At 69.9% G+C, this 13,367-nt stretch carries 18 protein-coding genes; 10 read left to right on the plus strand and 8 right to left on the minus strand.

Annotation, left to right across the window (positions count from 1 at the left end; genetic code table 11):
* Positions 1–93: 93 nt before the first annotated feature.
* From ACZ43N_RS35250 to ACZ43N_RS35260, 3 genes are read right to left on the minus strand one after another with little or no spacing between them, the layout of a single operon-like run.
* Positions 94–1,353, minus strand: coding sequence for a hypothetical protein (locus ACZ43N_RS35250; protein WP_468103119.1), 1,260 nt, complete (start codon positions 1,351–1,353; stop codon positions 94–96).
* A gap of 10 nt (positions 1,354–1,363) precedes the next feature.
* Complete coding sequence (locus tag ACZ43N_RS35255) at positions 1,364–1,618, minus strand: MoaD/ThiS family protein (protein WP_055513200.1); 255 nt, start codon at positions 1,616–1,618, stop codon at positions 1,364–1,366.
* A 30-nt stretch (positions 1,619–1,648) separates the two neighbouring features.
* Complete coding sequence (locus ACZ43N_RS35260) at positions 1,649–2,617, minus strand: alpha/beta hydrolase (protein WP_468103120.1); 969 nt, start codon at positions 2,615–2,617, stop codon at positions 1,649–1,651.
* Positions 2,618–2,824: 207 nt separating this feature from the next.
* On the opposite strand from ACZ43N_RS35260, the gene ACZ43N_RS35265 reads away from it, so the two are divergent.
* Both ACZ43N_RS35265 and ACZ43N_RS35270 read left to right on the plus strand, forming a co-directional pair.
* The gene (locus ACZ43N_RS35265) at positions 2,825–3,604 is read left to right on the plus strand and encodes a response regulator transcription factor (protein ID WP_468103121.1); all 780 of its coding nucleotides are present in this window, start codon (positions 2,825–2,827) and stop codon (positions 3,602–3,604) included.
* 106 nt (positions 3,605–3,710) lie between these two features.
* Complete coding sequence (locus ACZ43N_RS35270; RefSeq protein WP_468103122.1) at positions 3,711–4,733, plus strand: LacI family DNA-binding transcriptional regulator; 1,023 nt, start codon at positions 3,711–3,713, stop codon at positions 4,731–4,733.
* A gap of 167 nt (positions 4,734–4,900) precedes the next feature.
* Here ACZ43N_RS35270 and ACZ43N_RS35275 read toward each other — a convergent pair whose 3' ends face one another.
* Positions 4,901–5,383: a hypothetical protein gene (locus ACZ43N_RS35275; protein WP_468103123.1), complete on the minus strand. Its 483-nt coding sequence runs from the start codon at positions 5,381–5,383 to the stop codon at positions 4,901–4,903.
* Positions 5,384–5,625: 242 nt separating this feature from the next.
* Here ACZ43N_RS35275 and ACZ43N_RS35280 point away from each other — a divergent pair, with 242 nt between their 5' ends.
* The 6 genes from ACZ43N_RS35280 (at position 5,626) to ACZ43N_RS35305 (ending at position 11,099) form a co-directional block, all read left to right on the plus strand.
* Entirely contained in the window at positions 5,626–6,756 is a 1,131-nt protein-coding gene (locus tag ACZ43N_RS35280) for a S1C family serine protease (protein WP_468103124.1), read from the plus strand.
* 160 nt (positions 6,757–6,916) lie between these two features.
* On the plus strand, positions 6,917–7,129 hold the full coding sequence (locus tag ACZ43N_RS35285) for a hypothetical protein (RefSeq protein ID WP_468103125.1): 213 nt from the start codon (positions 6,917–6,919) through the stop codon (positions 7,127–7,129).
* Positions 7,130–7,268: 139 nt separating this feature from the next.
* Positions 7,269–8,003 carry a response regulator transcription factor gene (locus ACZ43N_RS35290; RefSeq protein WP_468103126.1) on the plus strand — a complete coding sequence of 245 codons (735 nt, stop codon included), beginning with the start codon at positions 7,269–7,271 and terminating at the stop codon, positions 8,001–8,003.
* Positions 8,000–9,454, plus strand: a complete 1,455-nt coding sequence (locus ACZ43N_RS35295) for a sensor histidine kinase (RefSeq protein ID WP_468103127.1) — start codon at positions 8,000–8,002, stop codon at positions 9,452–9,454. Before ACZ43N_RS35290 ends, ACZ43N_RS35295 begins: the two co-directional genes overlap by 4 nt.
* Before the next feature lie 166 nt (positions 9,455–9,620).
* Entirely contained in the window at positions 9,621–10,286 is a 666-nt protein-coding gene (locus tag ACZ43N_RS35300; protein WP_468103128.1) for a hypothetical protein, read from the plus strand.
* 108 nt (positions 10,287–10,394) lie between these two features.
* Positions 10,395–11,099, plus strand: a complete 705-nt coding sequence (locus ACZ43N_RS35305) for a hypothetical protein (protein ID WP_468103129.1) — start codon at positions 10,395–10,397, stop codon at positions 11,097–11,099.
* A 27-nt stretch (positions 11,100–11,126) separates the two neighbouring features.
* Here the strand turns inward: ACZ43N_RS35305 and ACZ43N_RS35310 are convergent, their stop codons facing one another.
* The 4 genes from ACZ43N_RS35310 to ACZ43N_RS35325 are packed head-to-tail and all read right to left on the minus strand — an operon-like array spanning position 11,127 to position 12,630.
* Positions 11,127–11,336 carry a DUF397 domain-containing protein gene (locus ACZ43N_RS35310; protein ID WP_468103130.1) on the minus strand — a complete coding sequence of 70 codons (210 nt, stop codon included), beginning with the start codon at positions 11,334–11,336 and terminating at the stop codon, positions 11,127–11,129.
* Positions 11,337–11,370: 34 nt separating this feature from the next.
* Positions 11,371–11,571 carry a DUF397 domain-containing protein gene (locus ACZ43N_RS35315; RefSeq protein WP_468103131.1) on the minus strand — a complete coding sequence of 67 codons (201 nt, stop codon included), beginning with the start codon at positions 11,569–11,571 and terminating at the stop codon, positions 11,371–11,373.
* A 34-nt stretch (positions 11,572–11,605) separates the two neighbouring features.
* Positions 11,606–11,806, minus strand: coding sequence for a DUF397 domain-containing protein (locus ACZ43N_RS35320; RefSeq protein WP_468103132.1), 201 nt, complete (start codon positions 11,804–11,806; stop codon positions 11,606–11,608).
* Entirely contained in the window at positions 11,803–12,630 is an 828-nt protein-coding gene (locus ACZ43N_RS35325; protein ID WP_468103133.1) for a helix-turn-helix domain-containing protein, read from the minus strand. Before ACZ43N_RS35325 ends, ACZ43N_RS35320 begins: the two co-directional genes overlap by 4 nt.
* A 151-nt stretch (positions 12,631–12,781) precedes the next feature.
* On the opposite strand from ACZ43N_RS35325, the gene ACZ43N_RS35330 reads away from it, so the two are divergent.
* A complete protein-coding gene (locus ACZ43N_RS35330; protein WP_468103134.1) occupies positions 12,782–13,021 on the plus strand; it encodes a hypothetical protein in 240 nt (79 codons plus the stop codon).
* Positions 13,018–13,326 carry a hypothetical protein gene (locus ACZ43N_RS35335; protein ID WP_468103135.1) on the plus strand — a complete coding sequence of 103 codons (309 nt, stop codon included), beginning with the start codon at positions 13,018–13,020 and terminating at the stop codon, positions 13,324–13,326. Before ACZ43N_RS35330 ends, ACZ43N_RS35335 begins: the two co-directional genes overlap by 4 nt.
* Positions 13,327–13,367: the final 41 nt, after the last annotated feature.

Raw genomic sequence — 13,367 nt, forward strand, 5'->3', positions numbered from 1 at the left:
TGCAGACCCGCAGGGGCGCGGGAACTGCGCGAGAAACCACACCGGCCCCGCAGCCGCCAACGAACCCGCCCCGAGCCACCAGGCGCTCGACGCTCAGACCAGCGCCCGCCCCAGCAGATAGACCGCCGGCGCCGCCGCGGCCAGCGGCAGCGCCACCCCCGCCGTGAAGTGCACGAAGCGGGAGGGGTAGTCGTAGCTGGCGACCCGGTGTCCGACCAGCGCGCACAGCCCGGCCCCCGCCCCCAACCACGCGCCGGAGCCACCGAGATCGCCGATCCCGCCGACCACGACCCCCGCACCGCCCGCCGCCAGCAGCGCCACCACCACCGACGCCGCCGTGGGCAACGGCAACGCCCGCACCACCACGGCCGCCGCCACCGCGACCCCGCCGACCGTGACCGCGTCCGCGACCGCCGCCAGATACCCGGTCGCGATGATCGCCAGCGCCGCCGAGGCGACCGTCGCCATCAGCCCGTACAGCCGCTCGTCGGGATCCGCGTGGCTCCGCAGCCCGAGCACGATCCCGAGCAGCACCCACACCCCGAGCGTCCCCAGGATGGCCGCGGGCGCGTGCTCCCGCCCGGCCACGAACAGCGCCGCGTCCGCCACGAGCGCACCCGCGAACGCCAGCACGATGCCCTGCCGGGCCGGCCACATGCCGTTCAGCCGGAACCAGCCCGCCGCCGTCACGGCCTGAAGTATCACCAGCGGTACGGCGAGGGCGTACTCCCCGATCGCCGCCGCGCCCGCCAGCAGCAGTCCCAGTACGGCCGTGATCAGCGCCGGCTGCATCCCCGGCTCGATGATCGGCGACCGCCCCTCGGCCCGCGCCCGCTGCGCGTCGGTGATCCGCGCGTTCCCGGTGAGCGTCGGGGGCCCGTAAGCGGGTTCGGCCCCGCCGGGACCGGCCGGGTCGACGCCCTGGGTCTGGGCGTGCGGGGCCACCGGCGCCTGCACGTGGGGCTGAGCGGCGTACGGGGGCACCGGAGCCTGCCCCTGCGGGTGCGCAGGGGCCTGCCCGTACGGGTGTGCCTGGGCCTGCGCTCCGGGCTGGTGGTCCGGGGCGTACTGCGCGGGGCGGCCGTCCGTCTGCGGGGGCAGGTACGCCGTGTCCGTCAGGTTCGCCGCGGCCGGGGCGGCCTTCGGCTGCGTCTGGGTCTCCCAGGTCTGGCCCTCCCACTGCTGCGTGTACTGCTGCGCGTGGGCGGCCTGGCCCTCCTCGTACCCCTGCCACTGCGGCTGCGCCGCGTACGGCGGCTGCTGCTGCGCCTGGTACTGCTGCTCCGGCTGCTGGTGGGCGTCGTAGCCGGGGTGTCCCTGATGGCCCTCGTACCCGTACGGCTGGTTGCTCATAATCTGGGGGTCACCCTCCTGCGAACGGCGGGAGCACCTCGACCGTGCCGCCCTCGGCCAGACGTACCGTCTCATGTTCACGGGTGCCCACGGGGTTCCCGTCGACGAGGAACGAGCATCGCCGCAGCACACGGACGAGTTCGCCGGGGTGACGCTCGCGGATCTCGCCGAGTGCTTCGGCGAGGGTGTCCGCGTCGTAGGGCTCCTCGGAGATGCCGGCGGCGGCTTTGGCCGCGGCCCAGTAGCGGACAGTGCCCTTTGGCATCTGCGTTCCTCTTGGTTAGTCGGGACAGGATCAGGCTACGGGGGAGTCGGCGCCGTGGAGAAACCGTGGGCGCATCGTGCCGCCCAGCCCCTTCTCCACCACCCAGGTCCCCATCCGGTCCAGCAACTCCCCGGTGGCCGCGTGCTCCGCGTGACCCATCCCCTCCTCCAGCCACAGTTCCGCGTGGCTGCCCGCGGCCTCAGCGAGCATCCGGGGGTGGTCGATGGGGAAGTACCCGTCCCTGTCTCCGTGGACGATCAGCAGGGGCGTCGGGGCGATCAGGGGAACCGACTCCACCGGGGAGGGCGGTACGGGATTCCTCCCCCACTGCCCGAAAGCCGCGGGAGGTGCCCCCACGCGGTGGTGGATGCGGGTGCGGAAGCCGTAGCGGCCGACGAGGCGGCCCGCGGGGCGGGTGACCAGCCAGTGGAGACGGCGCATGGGAGCCGTGCCCCGGTAGTACCAGCGGGCGGGCGCGCTGACCGAGACGACCGCGTCGGTGCCGGCGTCCGGCAGGGCCGCGTGGCGCAGGACGACCGAGCCGCCCATGGAGAAACCGACCGTGGCGACGCGCTCGTGCCCCAGCTCGCGGGCCCAGCGGACGGCCGCCGCCAGGTCGAGGACCTCGCGGTCGCCCACCGTGGAGTGGCCGCCGGACCGACCGTGGCCGCGGAAGGAGAAGGTCACGACGGAGCCGTACCGGGTGAGAGCCGAGACCACCCTTCGAACATGCGGCCGATCCACGTTGCCGGTGAAACCGTGCGCGACGACGATCGCCGGATGGCTTCCGAGTGGCTTTCCCGTGTCGTCGGAGAGAGAGTGAGAAGCGTTGTATACGACGGTGCCCGGGTCGTATACGACCTCGATATTCACCCCGTCTTCCGTGCTCAGAAACCTGCGTAAAGGGCTCGTCGGCGGTCGCGAAGCGGTTCCCTCCCCCGTCTCAGAGTCCGGGATACCGGAAGATCGCGTCACATCATCTGCCGGACCAGCGCTCATGTGGGCTATTCTGCTGGACAGAGGACTCGGGCAACGTAGCCCCCGGGTCCTTTTGTGCTTTCGGAAGCGTTGTATACGAAGCGGGAAACACCAGGTGACCGCGGGTGTACGGGGCCCCGGGAACGCAGAGCAAATCGCTGTGAAGTTCCGCAGTGCAGTTCGCAGTGCCGTAAACGTCCTCGCAGGGACCGAGGAGGAACCAGACATATGAGTTCTCTGCTGCTCCTGACCAATGCCCTCCAGCCGTCGACGGAGGTGCTTCCGGCTCTCGGCCTGCTGCTGCACAACGTGCGCGTGGCCCCGGCGGAAGGCCCGGCCCTCGTCGACACCCCGGGTGCCGACGTGATCCTCATCGATGGCCGCCGGGACCTCCCGCAGGTCCGCAGCCTGTGCCAGCTGCTGCGTTCCACCGGGCCCGGCTGCCCGCTCATCCTCGTCGTCACGGAGGGCGGTCTCGCCGCCGTCACCGCCGACTGGGGCATCGACGACGTCCTGCTCGACACCGCAGGCCCCGCCGAGGTGGAGGCACGGCTGCGGCTCGCCATGGGCCGGCAGCAGATCGTCAACGACGACTCCCCCATGGAGATCCGCAACGGCGACCTGTCGGTCGACGAGGCGACGTACTCCGCCAAGCTCAAGGGGCGTGTCCTCGACCTCACGTTCAAGGAGTTCGAGCTCCTCAAGTACCTCGCCCAGCACCCCGGCCGCGTCTTCACCCGCGCCCAGCTGCTGCAGGAGGTCTGGGGCTACGACTACTTCGGCGGTACGCGCACCGTCGACGTCCACGTACGGCGGCTGCGCGCCAAACTCGGCCCCGAGCACGAGTCGCTGATCGGCACGGTCCGGAACGTCGGTTATCGATTCGTTACGCCCGAGAAGGGCGAGCGTACGACCGACGAGGCGAAGGCCAAGGCCGAGCACTCAAAGGCGGAGGATGCGGACGAGACGGCGCCCCTGGGGGCCACCGAGGTCACGGCCGAGGCGTAGTGCGCGGCCCCATCCTGTCCTCGGCGCACGACGGACGCACAGCTCTGGCGCAGACGAGCCCCCGTACGCCCTGCCCAGGGGCGGTCCATCCGCGTAGACTCCGCGCGTGGCCAAGGTGACTCGGGATGATGTGGCGCGACTGGCGGGAACTTCCACCGCCGTCGTCAGCTACGTCATCAACAACGGACCCCGGCCGGTCGCCCCGGCCACGCGCGAGCGTGTCCTCGCCGCGATCAAGGAGCTGGGGTACCGGCCCGACCGGGTCGCCCAGGCGATGGCATCGCGGCGCACCGAGCTGATAGGCCTGATCGTCCCGGACGCCCGGCAGCCCTTCTTCGGCGAGATGGCACACGCGGTCGAACAGGCGGCCGCCGAGCGCGGCAAGATGGTCCTCGTCGGGAACTCCGACTACATCGCGGAGCGCGAGGTCCACTATCTGCGGGCGTTCCTCGGGATGCGTGTCTCCGGGCTGATCCTGGTCAGCCATGCGCTCAATGACAATGCTGCCGCCGAGATAGAGGCCTGGGACGCGCGCGTGGTGCTGCTGCACGAGCGGCCCGAGGCGATCGACGACGTCGCCGTGGTGACCGACGACCTCGGCGGCGCCCAGCTCGCCGTGGAGCATCTGCTGTCGCACGGACACGAGTACGTCGCCTGTATGGGTGGCATCGCCGAGACGCCCCTGGTCGGCGACCCCGTCTCCGACCACGTCGAGGGCTGGCGCCGTGCGATGGAGGAGGCCGGCATCTCCACGGAGGGACGGCTCTTCGAGGCCCCCTACAACCGCTACGACGCGTACACCGTGGCCCTCGACCTGCTCTCCGGCCCGGACCGTCCCCCGGCGATCTTCTGCTCCACCGACGACCAGGCCATCGGCGTCCTGCGCGCCGCGCGCGAGCTGCGCATCGAGGTGCCCGGCGAGCTGGCGGTCGCCGGCTTCGACGACGTCAAGGAAGCGGCGCTGACCGACCCGCCGCTGACCACGGTCGCGACGGACCGCACGGGGATGGCCCGCGCCGCGGTGGATCTCGTCCTCGACGACGGGTTGCGGGTGGCGGGCTCCCGCCGGGAACGGGTGAAGCTGTTCCCGTCGAAGCTGGTCACTCGGCGGTCGTGCGGGTGCGTGTAGCGCGAGGCGTTGTGGGCGGGGCCGGCGCCGTCGGGGCTGGGATGCGTTGTCGGCCGCGGGTTCGTCGTGGCCGGTCGCGCGGTTCCGCGCGTCCCTGAAAGGAAGCAGCGGCCTCGTTTCGCAGCACACCCCGTCCCCGCGCCCCTGAGAAGACGCCTACGTGGCTGTCAGACGCGGTCGAGCCGCCAGGCGATCATGCCGGTCGCCCCTTTGTCGCCTTCGACGTCGATGCGGAGCGGCTTGTCGCCGGTGACGCGTTGATGGACGACGGACCCGTCGCACGGAACCGCGGCCTTCTCACCGGAACTGGCGGGTGTGAAGGCCAGCCGCGCGCTGCCCTGACCCACGCACACCACGTTGATCCGGTACGGCTTGCCGACGTCCAGGAGAGGTTCGGTGTGCACTCCGTCGGTCACCCTCTCCAGCCCGGCCTCCACCATGGTTCCGCCCTGGAAGGCAGCCAGTGCGGACCGTGCCCGTTCGGCGAGTTCCTTGTACGAGGGGCCGACGGCGGTCGCGGCGCCGGAGCGCCGGGGCGGCGTGGGATCGGCCGCACCGTCACCACCGCCGGGTGTGCATGCGGCAAGCAGCACGGGCAATGCTGCGGCAGCGCAGACGGTGAACAACGCCCTGGTACGTGATGAGGTCATGACGAAGTCTCCCAGGAGAGACGCGCCCGACGCACTCACGAGCGCCGCCTGGGGAGTTCAGGGCGCGCGGGACCCAGAACGGTGCGTTGTACTGGTCGCCGTCCGCATCACCACGGCGCACCCCTCTGTCTCCCGTGCGACCGACCGGGGCCGGGCGCCTTTATATGGGGCATACGAGGTTCTGCCGGGCTTCTCAGGGAGCACTCAGGGAGCTCTCATGGTGGCGGGCCAAGCTCTGAGCCATGACCGAGAGCTTCCGCCGCAGCGGCGACCACGAGAACCCCTGCCAGGGTGACCAGCAGCAGCACGGCACCTCTCCGGTGAACCCGGAGTGGCCGCCCCCGCCGGCCTACGATCCGGCCCCGCAGGCTTCTGCCGTCTCGGCTCACTCGACCGAGTACGGCTCCGCCGGGCAGCCCGGGTACGGCTCCTCCAGCCACGGGTCCGCCCCGACCGCTCTCCCCTCCGAGCCGGTCTCCTCCGCCGCGGCTCCCACGGCCGCGTCGAAGAAGCGTGCCAAGGGCCCCCTCGCGCTGGTGGCGGCCGTGGCGATCGTCGCGGCGGCGATCGGTGGCGGTACGGCGTACGGGATCCAGGAGTTGACCGGCAACGACACCGTCGCCTCCAGTTCGACCAGCACGGGTGTGGTGCCGACCAGCGAGAAGGGCACGGTCTCCGGGGTCGCCTCGGCGGTCAGCCCGAGCATCGTGGAGATCAACGCCGGCTCGAACGCGGGTGAGTCCACGGGCTCCGGTGTGATCATCACCAGCACCGGCGAGATCATCACCAACAACCACGTGGTCTCCGGTGCCTCCCAGATCAAGGTGACGACCCACAACGGCAAGACGTACGCCGCCGAGATCGTCGGCACCGACAGCAGGAAGGACCTCGCGCTCATCAAGCTGCGGGACGCCTCCGGGCTGAAGGCGGCGACCCTGGGCAACAGCGACGGGGTCAAGGTCGGCGACCAGGTCGTGGCGATCGGCTCCCCCGAGGGGCTCACCGGCACGGTGACCAGCGGCATCGTCTCCGCGCTCGCCCGTGACGTGACGGTGTCCACGGACGAGGGCCAGCAGCAACGGCAGCAGGGCGGTGGCGGCGGGTGGCCGTTCGAGTTCGGCGGCCAGGAGTTCAACGGCGACACCGGTTCCTCGACGACCACGTACAAGGCGATCCAGACCGACGCGTCCCTCAACCCGGGCAACTCCGGCGGCGCCCTCATCGACATGAACGGCAACATCATCGGCATCAACTCCGCGATGTATTCCGCGTCCTCGTCGGGCGACGCCGGCAGCGCGGGCCTCGGCTTCGCCATCCCGATCAACACGGTCAAGTCCGACCTGAGCACCCTGCGGGCGGGCGGCTCGGACTGACGGCTCGAACGGCCGGCTCGGACCGACGGCTCGGCCGAAGCGCCTCGGCATCCCCCCGCTCGGGCCGACGGCCATCGAGGCGACCGCCTGACGGGCAGCGGCCCGGAACACGGCCTTCCCCCGCGATCAAGCCCGGCTCTTCTCCGACCTGGAGGTCGACATGATCAAGCAGGTTTCGCACGACGTCCCGGCCGCCGTCAGCCACGCCGGAGCAGGTCCCGCCGGACTGGGCCTCGCCCTCGCGGTGGCCGCCGGGCTGCACGCACCGGTCACGCGGGCTCCCGAGGTCCGGTCCGTCGCCCGCGCCACAGGCACCCGACGCAGCTCGGTGACCGCGGCGGCCCGCGCCCACCGCCGTACGACTGTCGGATGATCGGCTGAAGCTCGACTTATCCACAGCCCTGCCCATCCTGAGGCCCTGGAACGTGCGAGGCTGAGTCCGGATCGGCCACTTCTCGCTCCCTCTCCCTCTCCCTCTTCCCCTCCCACCGCACCCGAGGAACGACACGACCATGAGCCCCGCCGAAGGCGACCGTGACCCCCAGCGCATCCTCATCGTCGACGACGAGCCGGCGGTACGCGAAGCACTCCAGCGCAGCCTCGCCTTCGAGGGGTACGACACGAAGGTCGCGGTCGACGGCGCGGACGCCCTGGAGAAGGCGACCGTGTACAAGCCGGACCTGGTGATCCTCGACATCCAGATGCCCCGCATGGACGGCCTGACCGCCGCCCGCCGGATCCGCGGCGCGGGCGACACGACCCCCGTCCTGATGCTGACGGCCCGTGACACCGTCGGCGACCGTGTCACCGGCCTCGACGCGGGCGCCGACGACTACCTGGTCAAGCCCTTCGAGCTGGACGAGCTCTTCGCCCGGGTCCGCGCCCTGCTGCGCCGCAGTTCGTACGCGGCGGCCGTCGCGGAGACGGTCCAGGAGGACGAGGCGCTCGCGTTCGCGGACCTGCGCATGGATCTGGCGACCCGTGAGGTGCGGCGGGGCGACCGGCCGGTGGAGCTGACCCGTACGGAGTTCACGCTGCTGGAGATGTTCATGGCGCACCCGCGCCAGGTCCTCACCCGCGAGCAGATCCTCAAGGCCGTCTGGGGCTTCGACTTCGAGCCCAGCTCCAACTCCCTCGACGTGTACGTCATGTATCTGCGCCGCAAGACGGAGGCGGGCGGCGAGCCCCGCCTCGTCCACACGGTGCGGGGCGTGGGGTACGTCCTGCGACAAGGCGGCGCGGAGTGAAGAAGGTTCTGCGCCGGTACCGGTCGCTCCCGCTCCGGGCCCGGCTGGCGATGCTGGTGGCCGCGGCGGTGGCGTTCGCGGTGGCAGCGGTGTCGGTGACCTGCTGGTTCATCGTGCAGGGGAAGTTGTACGACCAGTTGGACGCCGAGCTCAGCAAGACGATGGACATGCGCATGGTGCGCGACCAGGCCAAGAGCGCGTTCCAGAGTTGCACGCAGAGCCCTCCCGAGAACAACCGCTTCGGCCCCCAGAACACCTACTTCCAGGTGGTGCTGGAGGACGGAACCCCCTGTGTCCTCGACTTCTCCGTCGGCACGCTGGATGTCACCGAGACGGACAAGGAGGTCGTCAGGGCAGAGGAACGCACCCGGGCCGTCTTCCACAACAGCACCGACTCGGAGGGGAACGACGTACGTGTCATGAGCGCGCCGGTCACCGTCACCGACCAGGTCACCGGAGAGGTGTCCAACGCGGCGCTGCTCGTCGCGCTGCCCCTCAAGGGCACCCAGGCCACCCTCAACGACCTCGCCCTGATCCTCCTCCTGGTCTCCGGCATCGGCGTCGTGGGCGCCGGGGCGGCCGGTCTGGCCGTGGCCCGTGCGGGTCTGCGCCCCGTCGACAAGCTCACGGAAGCCGTCGAGCACGTCGCGCGCACCGAGGACCTGGGCATCCGCATCCCCGTCGAGGACGACAGCGAGGACGAGGTCGCCCGGCTGTCGCGTTCCTTCAACTCGATGACGAGCGCGCTGGCCAGCTCCCGTGATCTGCAACAGCAGTTGATCGCGGACGCGGGCCACGAACTCCGTACGCCCCTCACCTCCCTGCGCACCAACATCGAACTCCTCACCCGCAGTGAGGAGACGGGCCGCCCCATCCCGGCCGAGGACCGCAAGGCCCTGCTCGCCTCGGTGAAGGCCCAGATGACCGAACTGGCCTCATTGATAGGCGACTTGCAGGAGCTGTCACGCTCCGACTCCGGTCAGAACGGCGCCCGCCTCCAGGTGGTCGACTTCCAGGAGACGGTCGAGGCCGCATTGCGCCGGGCCCGGCTGCGGGGCCCCGAGCTGACGATCACGGCGGACCTCCAGCCCTGGTACGTACGCTCCGAGCCCTCCGCCCTGGAGCGGGCGACGGTCAACATCCTGGACAACGCGGTGAAGTTCAGCCCCGAGGGCGGCACGATCGAGGTGGCGCTGGAGTCCGGCGTCCTCACCGTCCGGGACCACGGCCCCGGTATCCCCGCCGACGAACTGCCCCACGTCTTCGACCGCTTCTGGCGCTCACCCAGCGCGAGGGCGCTCCCCGGCTCCGGCCTGGGCCTCTCCATCGTGGCCCGCACGGTCCAGCAGGCGGGCGGCGAGGTCACCCTGACCCGAGCGGTGGGCGGCGGCACGCTGGCGACGGTTCGGCTGCCGGGGGCGGCTACGCCTCCGCCGGAGCCCACGGGATGACACCGGCTACGAGGCCGAAGTCGACGTCACCGGTGTTCGGAGAGGCACAGCCCTGGAGGGCAGTACCCGAAGAGACAATAGAGACGTTTGTGTCGGGCTTCGTACGGTGGTCGTCCTTCCCCTGCCCCACCGGGGGATCCAACGGGGACGATCGCTGTGAGGGACGATGCAGAAGATCAAGCTGGTCGCCACCGGCGTAGTGACCGCGGCGCTGCTGGCCGGGACCGGGCCGGCGCAGGCGATGCCGGGACAGGACGCGACGGACGCCGTGGCGGCGAAGGGCTCGTCGAAGCTGAAGATCCTGAAGGAGTTCGACTACTCACGGTCGAAGACACGGACGTTGCCGCTGCGGCAGGGTGAGTACTACCGCAACAGCAAGGGAAAAATGGTCGGCTTCGGCTGGACCAAGATCAAGAAGCGTCACAACATCACCAAGTACGGCATCATCGGCTGGCTGGCCAAGTCGCCCAACATCGACCCGCAGGGGAACCGGCGTTATGGCCTCACCGGGTTCGCCCACCACATCAAGTGCAAGTCCGGCAGCTGCAAGATCGTGGACCGGCGCAAGATGATCCTGGTCACGGACGAGACGGCGACGCCGGTAGGTGAGGGCCCCCGCTTCGCGTACTTCGGCGCGGTGACGTCGTTCTGCTACGACACCAAGAAGACCCTGAAGTGCCCGACCTGGGTGAACACCAAGTTCAAGATCCCGAAGAGCGCGGCGGCCGACGTGCAGGCCATGAACTCCGGCACGGCGCGGGACGGAGAGCGCTACGTGTTCACGTACCAGCCGGTGAAGAGCGTCAAGGGCGCCCTGACCCTGGCTTCGTAGCCGTCGCGGATTTGGGTGAGTCGGTCGACAGCCTGTGCGCCGCTTCGGGCATCGTGTGATGTCCGGGGCGGCGTCGCCCTGTTCGGGACGACCTCGGGAGGACCACGGATGAGCAGGCACGGGGAACCCCACGAGCACGGAAAGCGCGGGGCACCCGGGGAGACGTCGCGGTACGTCTTCTCGTACGAGCCGCTCGGCGAACCGGAAGCGGGGTCGTCGGCCGAGGCCGCCGAGCGGAACCTCCGGGACGCCGAGGTCGGCGCGTTCCTGAGCCACGTCGCCGAGTTGGCCTTCGAGGCCGGTCCGAAGGGGCTTGAGCTGAGGAGTGTGGACGTGGCGTCGCGTACGTGCTCCTTCCGACAGGAACCCGAGGCGGACCCCCGGCCGCTGGTCCGGGCGCCCGGCGGCACGTTCGCGCCGGAGCCGGAAGAGGAGCCCGCCGAGGAAGCCGCCGCCGAGCCGAGCGGGCCGGGGGCGGGGTCGGGGTCGGGGTCGGGGGGAGCCGTACTGCTGGGCTCCCCCTCGTGGGCCCATCTCGCTTACCTGGTCGGCGAACTGCCGTTTCTGTACTCGTTCCGCGAGTATGGGCCCGAGGGCGGACCGGAGCTGCGCGGGGTGGACGCGCCCACACGGGAGTGGGCCGATGTCCTCGTAGAGCACCAGGGCGAACGGTGGCGCGTACGGGTCGCCCTGGAAGGCCGCGAACGCCCCGTCGAGTTCCCCGGAATGGAGATCGGCGAGCTGTTCGGCGAGGGCGGCTACCGGAGGTTCCTCCTGGACGGTACGACGGATGTGCTGGACGCGGGGGTGTAGGGCCGGGGGCGCCCCGCCCTCAGACCTTCACCAGGCCGGGCCGACTTTGACGCCGTCCACGAAGCAGGCCCAGGAAGCGGCCGAGAAGACCAGGGGACGAGCGTGCGGGCTCTTGCTGTCACGGACGGGGACTGTGCCGGGGCGGCCGTCTGCGACTTCGAGGCAGTTGTTGGCACCCCCGTCGCTGTACGACGACTTGCGCCAGGTGGCGGCAGTGAGGTCGGGGGTCCGGTTCATGGTCTGCACTCCTCCAGAAGGCGCTTGATGAACGTCAGCGAGTCCTGAGGAACGGAAGGAAAGCGGTCCACGAGGTCACGCCGAAGACGACCACCGGGCCGTCGGGGAGCTTGCTGTCACGGACGGGGACTATGCCAGGGTGGCCGTCTGCGACTTCGAGGCAGTTCGAGGCACCGCCGTCGCTGTAGGACGACTTGCGCCAAGGAGCGGTGCTGAGGTCAGGGCTGCGCGTCATGATCTGTGCTCCTTCAATACGTCCCTGATGAACGTCAGCGAGTCCTGAGGAACGGAAGGAAAGCGGTCCACGAGGTCGCGCCGAAGACGACCACCGGGCCGTCGGGGAGCTTGCTGTCACGGACGGGGACTATGCCAGGGTGGCCGTCTGCGACTTCGAGGCAGTTGTTGTCTCCCCCGTCGCTGTAGCTCGACTTACGCCAAGTGGCGGTGCTGAGGTCAGGGGTACGCGTCATGATCTGTGCTCCTCCAGTACGTCCCTGATGAACGTCAGCGAGTCCGACGGGGAAAGCGCCAGATCCCGAAGCCGATCGTAGGACAAACGATGGTGGGCCACGTCCTCTGGATCGTCCATGAGCAGACCACTGCTGTCACCTTCCGTGTAAGCGACGGCGCTTCCGTCCCTCTGCCACAACAGCGTCAGTGATCCCCTCGCCATAAGAGGATGCATTCCGGCCGAGAAGGGCAGTACCTGGATGACGACGTTGGGCCACTGCGCGACAGCTTCCACGTGTAGCAGTTGCCCTTCCCAACTCGCCGCGTTGGCCGACGGGCGTCGGAACGCGAGTTCGTCGATGACAAAGCGGACGTAGGGCGCCGGATCCTTGCGCAGCAGAAGTTGCCGTCCCATACACGCGGCCACCTGCTCCTCGACCAGTTCGTCAACCTCAGGTGTTGCCTGAGGCCCAGACAACACCTCTCGGGCGACGTCCTCCGTCTGCAACAGGCCCGGCACGTTCGGCGCGTACTTGTGCATGATCTGCGCCGTCGCTTCCAGCCGCATGAACTCCTTGTACTTGTCCTTGAAGGCGTCGTACCGCGCCACCTTCCAGAGGCTTGCCAGCAGGTCAACGCACCCGTAGTAGCCGTCCAGGTCCTCCATCACCGTCACCTTGGACAGCCGCTCACCCGACTCGAGACGGCTCAGGTAGCTCTTGTCGTACCCCGTCTCGTCGGCGAGCTGCCCGAGTGACTTGCCGGCGTTCTCCCGGAGAAACTTCAGCGTTCGACCGAGCGCGGCACGCCCTGATTCGCGTTCTCCGTCAACAAGTTCGCCCACGTCACCCCTCCCCGTTGTCTGGCGCTCCAGACAACGCCAGGCCTCTTCCCCAACGTACGCCGCAGCCGTGACGATCTGACCGCGAACGGTAATCACCGCTCGTCACACCGACCCTGAAATAACCCTGAGGCGCGAGAAGGGGAGCTTTGCCATGCGCGGATTCGTCGCGAGACTCCGGGAGGTGCTGTTGCCGCGGCGGGCAGCGGACGCGGCCGCAGGCTCACAACCCGTGGACACCCGCGAGCCGTTGGACCCCGTCCCGCTCCCCTCCCCCAGACCCGTCGACGACCTCTGGCCCTTCGAGCCCTATGACAACCTCGTACGGCCGTACGTGCTGAGCCCTGAGGAGCTGTACGTCCACGCGATGGAGATCGAAGGGGTGCCCGCATGATGCCCGGTCTGCGGTTGCTGCCCTGGACGTCTCCCGACGGCAAGCCCTGTTATCTCGACCCGGACACCGCACACCCCGGCGCCCTGTCCCTGCTCGCCGACAACGTGGAGGCGATGCAGCTGGGGTCGGCCGAGGAGGTCGCGGCCGGTGGCAGGGCCGTGCTGGAGGACGCGGTGACCGGGGAGCGCGCGTTGCGGTTCGCGCTCACTCGGGCCGTGGAGTCGTTGGAGGACGTCGTACGGATCGCCGTCAGCCGAGGGCGACGCCTCGACGAGAGCTCAGCCCCCATCCCGGATACAGACTGACCCGACCCGACCGGGCACAGGATGTCGGGTCCGGTGAGGTG

The organism is Streptomyces sp. NPDC030814 (genome assembly GCF_055572155.1).

Bases quoted from the DNA above. Each gene is read 5' to 3' on its own strand.
- ACZ43N_RS35250 (WP_468103119.1), bottom strand. From the start codon at position 1,353: ATGAGCAACCAGCCGTACGGGTACGAGGGCCATCAGGGACACCCCGGC.
- ACZ43N_RS35255 (WP_055513200.1), bottom strand. From the start codon at position 1,618: ATGCCAAAGGGCACTGTCCGCTACTGGGCCGCGGCCAAAGCCGCCGCC.
- ACZ43N_RS35260 (WP_468103120.1), bottom strand. From the start codon at position 2,617: ATGAGCGCTGGTCCGGCAGATGATGTGACGCGATCTTCCGGTATCCCG.
- ACZ43N_RS35265 (WP_468103121.1), top strand. From the start codon at position 2,825: ATGAGTTCTCTGCTGCTCCTGACCAATGCCCTCCAGCCGTCGACGGAG.
- ACZ43N_RS35275 (WP_468103123.1), bottom strand. From the start codon at position 5,383: ATGACCTCATCACGTACCAGGGCGTTGTTCACCGTCTGCGCTGCCGCA.
- ACZ43N_RS35280 (WP_468103124.1), top strand. From the start codon at position 5,626: ATGACCGAGAGCTTCCGCCGCAGCGGCGACCACGAGAACCCCTGCCAG.
- ACZ43N_RS35285 (WP_468103125.1), top strand. From the start codon at position 6,917: ATGATCAAGCAGGTTTCGCACGACGTCCCGGCCGCCGTCAGCCACGCC.
- ACZ43N_RS35290 (WP_468103126.1), top strand. From the start codon at position 7,269: ATGAGCCCCGCCGAAGGCGACCGTGACCCCCAGCGCATCCTCATCGTC.
- ACZ43N_RS35300 (WP_468103128.1), top strand. From the start codon at position 9,621: ATGCAGAAGATCAAGCTGGTCGCCACCGGCGTAGTGACCGCGGCGCTG.
- ACZ43N_RS35305 (WP_468103129.1), top strand. From the start codon at position 10,395: ATGAGCAGGCACGGGGAACCCCACGAGCACGGAAAGCGCGGGGCACCC.
- ACZ43N_RS35310 (WP_468103130.1), bottom strand. From the start codon at position 11,336: ATGAACCGGACCCCCGACCTCACTGCCGCCACCTGGCGCAAGTCGTCG.
- ACZ43N_RS35315 (WP_468103131.1), bottom strand. From the start codon at position 11,571: ATGACGCGCAGCCCTGACCTCAGCACCGCTCCTTGGCGCAAGTCGTCC.
- ACZ43N_RS35320 (WP_468103132.1), bottom strand. From the start codon at position 11,806: ATGACGCGTACCCCTGACCTCAGCACCGCCACTTGGCGTAAGTCGAGC.
- ACZ43N_RS35330 (WP_468103134.1), top strand. From the start codon at position 12,782: ATGCGCGGATTCGTCGCGAGACTCCGGGAGGTGCTGTTGCCGCGGCGG.
- ACZ43N_RS35335 (WP_468103135.1), top strand. From the start codon at position 13,018: ATGATGCCCGGTCTGCGGTTGCTGCCCTGGACGTCTCCCGACGGCAAG.